General features: G+C 54.2%; 5 protein-coding genes. 1 reads left to right on the plus strand and 4 read right to left on the minus strand.

Translation table 11 applies throughout. From position 1 onward, the window contains the following. Positions 1–559: class I SAM-dependent RNA methyltransferase (locus tag WBM93_RS05985; RefSeq protein ID WP_424429506.1), on the plus strand; the 559-nt coding region annotated here is incomplete at its 5' end. A gap of 11 nt (positions 560–570) precedes the next feature. Here WBM93_RS05985 and WBM93_RS05990 read toward each other — a convergent pair. The 4 genes from WBM93_RS05990 to WBM93_RS06005 form a co-directional block, all read right to left on the minus strand. After that, complete coding sequence (locus WBM93_RS05990; RefSeq protein ID WP_424429509.1) at positions 571–1,005, minus strand: MAPEG family protein; 435 nt, start codon at positions 1,003–1,005, stop codon at positions 571–573. Between the two features lie 27 nt (positions 1,006–1,032). After that, positions 1,033–1,461, minus strand: a complete 429-nt coding sequence (locus tag WBM93_RS05995) for an MAPEG family protein (RefSeq protein WP_424429512.1) — start codon at positions 1,459–1,461, stop codon at positions 1,033–1,035. Positions 1,462–1,537: 76 nt separating this feature from the next. Continuing rightward, complete coding sequence (locus tag WBM93_RS06000; protein WP_424429515.1) at positions 1,538–2,737, minus strand: type III PLP-dependent enzyme; 1,200 nt, start codon at positions 2,735–2,737, stop codon at positions 1,538–1,540. 146 nt (positions 2,738–2,883) lie between these two features. Further along, positions 2,884–4,053, minus strand: coding sequence for a carboxynorspermidine decarboxylase (locus WBM93_RS06005; RefSeq protein WP_424429517.1), 1,170 nt, complete (start codon positions 4,051–4,053; stop codon positions 2,884–2,886). Positions 4,054–4,081: the final 28 nt, after the last annotated feature.

Raw genomic sequence — 4,081 nt, forward strand, 5'->3', positions numbered from 1 at the left:
ATGGGAACCGGAACCGGTGACCGTCACACTCAACGGAACCGCGGTGAATTTTCCCCATAGCGGTTTCCTGCAACCGACCCATGACGGGCAAAAAATGCTGATTGCCGCGATGCTGGAAGCCGTCGGCGATGCAAAGCTGGTGGCCGACCTGTTCGCCGGATTGGGCACCTTCACTTTTGCGCTGAGTGAAAATCAGAAAGTCTATGCGGCCGAAGGCGCGCGCGACGCGATCGGCGCGCTGAAACTGGCGGCCAATCACTCCACACGGCAGATATTCTGCGAGCATCGCGACCTATTCAGAAGGCCGCTGAGTGCCGAGGAACTCAACCGTTTTGACGCCGTTATTCTTGATCCGCCACGCGCCGGTGCGCGCGACCAGATCATGCAGTTGGCGCAATCGGACGTCGCAAAAATCTGCTATATCAGCTGCAATCCGGCGAGTTTTGCACGGGATGCAAAACAACTGTGCGACGCCGGTTACAAGCTTGAGCAAGTCTGGCCGGTGGGGCAGTTTCTATGGTCGACCCATGTCGAGATTGTTTCCAGCTTCAGTCGCTAACCGGACCTGGACTAGTGGAATACCGCGATCGCCGCATGTACAGCCAGGGCAATGATGCACAGGCTGGACAGAGCGAATACCAAAAACCGGTAGATCACGCGGTTGCTAGTGACCTGAATGAGGCTGTGCAGGACCCGCAATCCGACATAGACCCATGCGATTGTGACATTTAATCCATAGCTTTGGCTGGATAGAATCAAGACGACACAAATCGCGTAAAAAAGAGTCGGTTCTGCTAGCAAATGGTTATAATTATGCGCCTTCCACTGGACTTTCGCCGGCAGCAGATCATCGAGATCGCCGCCCTTGGCGCCGACAAGATTGGCTGAGTCGATGTTGGCTTTGTTCATCGCTGGAATACGCGTGACATACATCCACAGCCAGATCAGCATGGTCCACAAAATGAGTGCAACCATCGGCTGCAGAAGCGGGCTATTTTCCATCATTATACCTTCCGTATCATTGCGGTGCGATTAGAATAGCGTGACCCACAGAGCATTGATCGCCATGATGAACAGGCAGATGGTCGAGGCCAGAAAGAGCATGAAGCGGACGTTCACCAGATTAACGGTCGCTTGCCAGATGCTGTGAACGATCCGGATGAGTGCATAGGCCCAGGCCAGATAGAGATTGAGACCATGACCCGCGTCCGCAATGGCGAGAATCGCTACGGTGGCATAAAACAGAGTTGGCTGTTCCATCAAATGGGTATAATTGTGGGATTTCCAGGCCACATTCTCGGGTAGTTGCGGATCTATGTCGGGACCCCGACCGCCGGGCTTTGCACTAATATCAATGCCGACCTTTTTTGCTGCCGGGAGCCGTGTTCCGGCCATCCAGAACAGCATGATCAGTGACCAAATCACCAGCACAGCCGCTGGTGCCAAAATCGCAGTACTCATGTTCCTATTTCCCCCGAAAATTTTGGGGAAACTGCGTCAGATGTATCCGATTGTCAATTGCAACCTAACGAGCCGCTCAAACGCGGGGAAAGGATACGACATTATCGCGGTCGGAACGATCAAGATTCTCGCCGACATAGAGACTTGCCATCGGCTCGTCGGTTACATCATATTCTTCGCTGCTGCCATAGCCATTGAATTTCGTCCGCATGGCCGAGCCATAAGCACCGAGCATGCCGATCTCGATATAATCACCGGCTTTGATGCTGTCGGGAAGGACAAAGGGTCCCGCCATGAAATCCATGTCGTCACAGGTCGGACCGTAGAAACTGAATGCTGTTGTCGTGCCGTCATCCGAATCCACGCCAATCTGGCGGACTGGAAAACGCCACCCGATATGCGCGGCATCAAACAAGGTGCCATAAGCCCCGTCGTTGATAAACAGTTCGTTGCCGCGACGACGTTCGACCTTGACCACCAGCGAGCTATATTCGGCGGACAGGGCCCGTCCTGGTTCGCACCAGAGCTCTGCTGAATAGCTGATCGGCAAATCTTCGAACGTCCGGTCGATGGCACTGAAATAGTGATTGAGAGATACCGGTTCGAGATCCGGGTAGATCGACGGAAAACCGCCGCCGACATTGACGATGTCGACGGTGACCGACGCACCGACGATGGCCGTTCGAACCCGCTCTAGAGCATGGACGAAGGCGAGCGGCGTCATGGCCTGGCTGCCGACATGGAAGCAGATTCCGAGGCTATCAGCGGTTTGGCGGGTGCGTTGCAGCAATTCTGCCGATTCATCGACATCGATGCCGAATTTTGACGCGAGACTGATTTCGGCAAATTCCGATGCAACCCGGATTCGAACGCAAAGCGTCAGGTCATCCGCCAATTCCGTGCCCAGTTCGATTTTTTCCAGTTCCTCGAGGCTGTCGAGGGAGAAAATTCGCACGCCATGATCGCGATAGGCTTCGCGGATCGACGACAATTGCTTGACCGGGTTCATGTAGCAGAGCGTTGCATCGGGCAGAGCCGCGCGCACGATGCGGACTTCGTCGATCGATGCCACATCGAAATGGGTTACACCCTCTTCCCACAATAGCTGCAGCAATGCGGGCGACGGGTTCGCCTTCACCGCATAGAGCGACTTGCCGGGAAATTGTTCGACGAAATAGCGCGCTGCGCGTCGGGCAGCGTGCGGCCGGTTGAGCAAAACTGGGATATCGGGGCTGAGAGCCCTCGTTAGCTCCTCAGCGTCATGGTAATGGTGCAACTCAAGGGACCCCCTAGCGGTTTAGATCGATTGAGCTGCCTTGCGGATTCGCAAGCGGCCATGGGGCAGCGAAGCGCGGATATATGGCCGCTTTCCTATTCTGTAAAGAGCTACAGTTAGAGAAATTTGCTAAATAGGTCAATTTTCTAGCTCAACCGGTCCCGAAATGCCGTCCAGTCAAAGGTTTTGACGCATTTTAGCGCGTCGCTGTCACTGTTCCACAACCATATCGACGGAAGCGGAACACCGTTGAACGTATTGGTTTTGACCATCGAATAATGCGCCTGGTCCAGAAAGGCGATGCGCTGACCGATATGGGCCGCTTCGGGAAGGATATAGTCGCCAATGACGTCCCCGGCGAGACAGCTGGGACCGCCGAGGCGGAAGGCCGTACCATCGCTGCGTTCGTTCAGCATGGCCGGGCGATAAGGCGCTTCGATCACGTCTGGCATATGGCAGGTTGCAGAGATGTCGGTGATAGCAACCGGCATGCCATTGTCGAAAATATCGAGGATCTCGCCGACCAAAATACCGGCGTCCAGTGCCACCGCTTCCCCGGGTTCAAGATAGATTTCGCACCCGGATTTGGCCTTTAGTTCGGCAAGAAAGTAGACCAGCGCCTCGCGATCATAATCGTCGCGGGTGATATGATGGCCACCGCCGAGATTGATCCATTTGAGCGTATCAAAATGCGGCGCAATAATCGGCTCGATCTTCGCCCATGTCTGCTGAAGTGCATCGAATCCCTGTTCGCACAGATTGTGTAAGTGGATGCCGGACAAATGTTGGAAATCGTCGGCTGTCAATTGGCTGACCGGAAAACCCAACCGGCTGTGGGGTTGACTGGGATCATATTTTTCCGTCTCGCCCAGCGCGATCTCCGGATTGATTCTTAAACCAATTTCACAACTATCGAGTGCAATATTTTGATTAGAATCACTTTTCCATCTCCCTACCTGTGTCGGATTATTGAACGTGATATGCTGGGAAATCTGGCATAGTTCGGCCAGATCGTCGGCCTTATAGGCAGGAGAATAGGTGCTGACCGGTCCCTTGAAATGCGCTTTGGCAAGCCGCGCTTCCCACAGGCCCGACGCGCAATAACCGTCAAGATATTCGTCGATCAACGGGGCTAGCGACCACATCGAAAATGCTTTTAACGCCAAGAGAACCCTGGCCCCGGAGCGCTCTTTGATATCGGACAAAATCTCCAGATTCCGCCGCACCGCGACTTCATCGACAACAAACGCGGGCGAAGCGACCCGGTTCAATGCAAAATGCGCAAAAGCGCGGGGATCGCCAGCTTTGGTCTCCATATTTTTCTATCTCAATAAACTAAATAAC

Source organism: Parasphingorhabdus sp., assembly GCF_049667325.1.
GTDB lineage: Bacteria > Pseudomonadota > Alphaproteobacteria > Sphingomonadales > Sphingomonadaceae > Parasphingorhabdus.

Bases quoted from the DNA above. Each gene is read 5' to 3' on its own strand.
- WBM93_RS06005 (WP_424429517.1), bottom strand. From the start codon at position 4,053: ATGGAGACCAAAGCTGGCGATCCCCGCGCTTTTGCGCATTTTGCATTG.
- WBM93_RS05990 (WP_424429509.1), bottom strand. From the start codon at position 1,005: ATGATGGAAAATAGCCCGCTTCTGCAGCCGATGGTTGCACTCATTTTG.
- WBM93_RS05995 (WP_424429512.1), bottom strand. From the start codon at position 1,461: ATGAGTACTGCGATTTTGGCACCAGCGGCTGTGCTGGTGATTTGGTCA.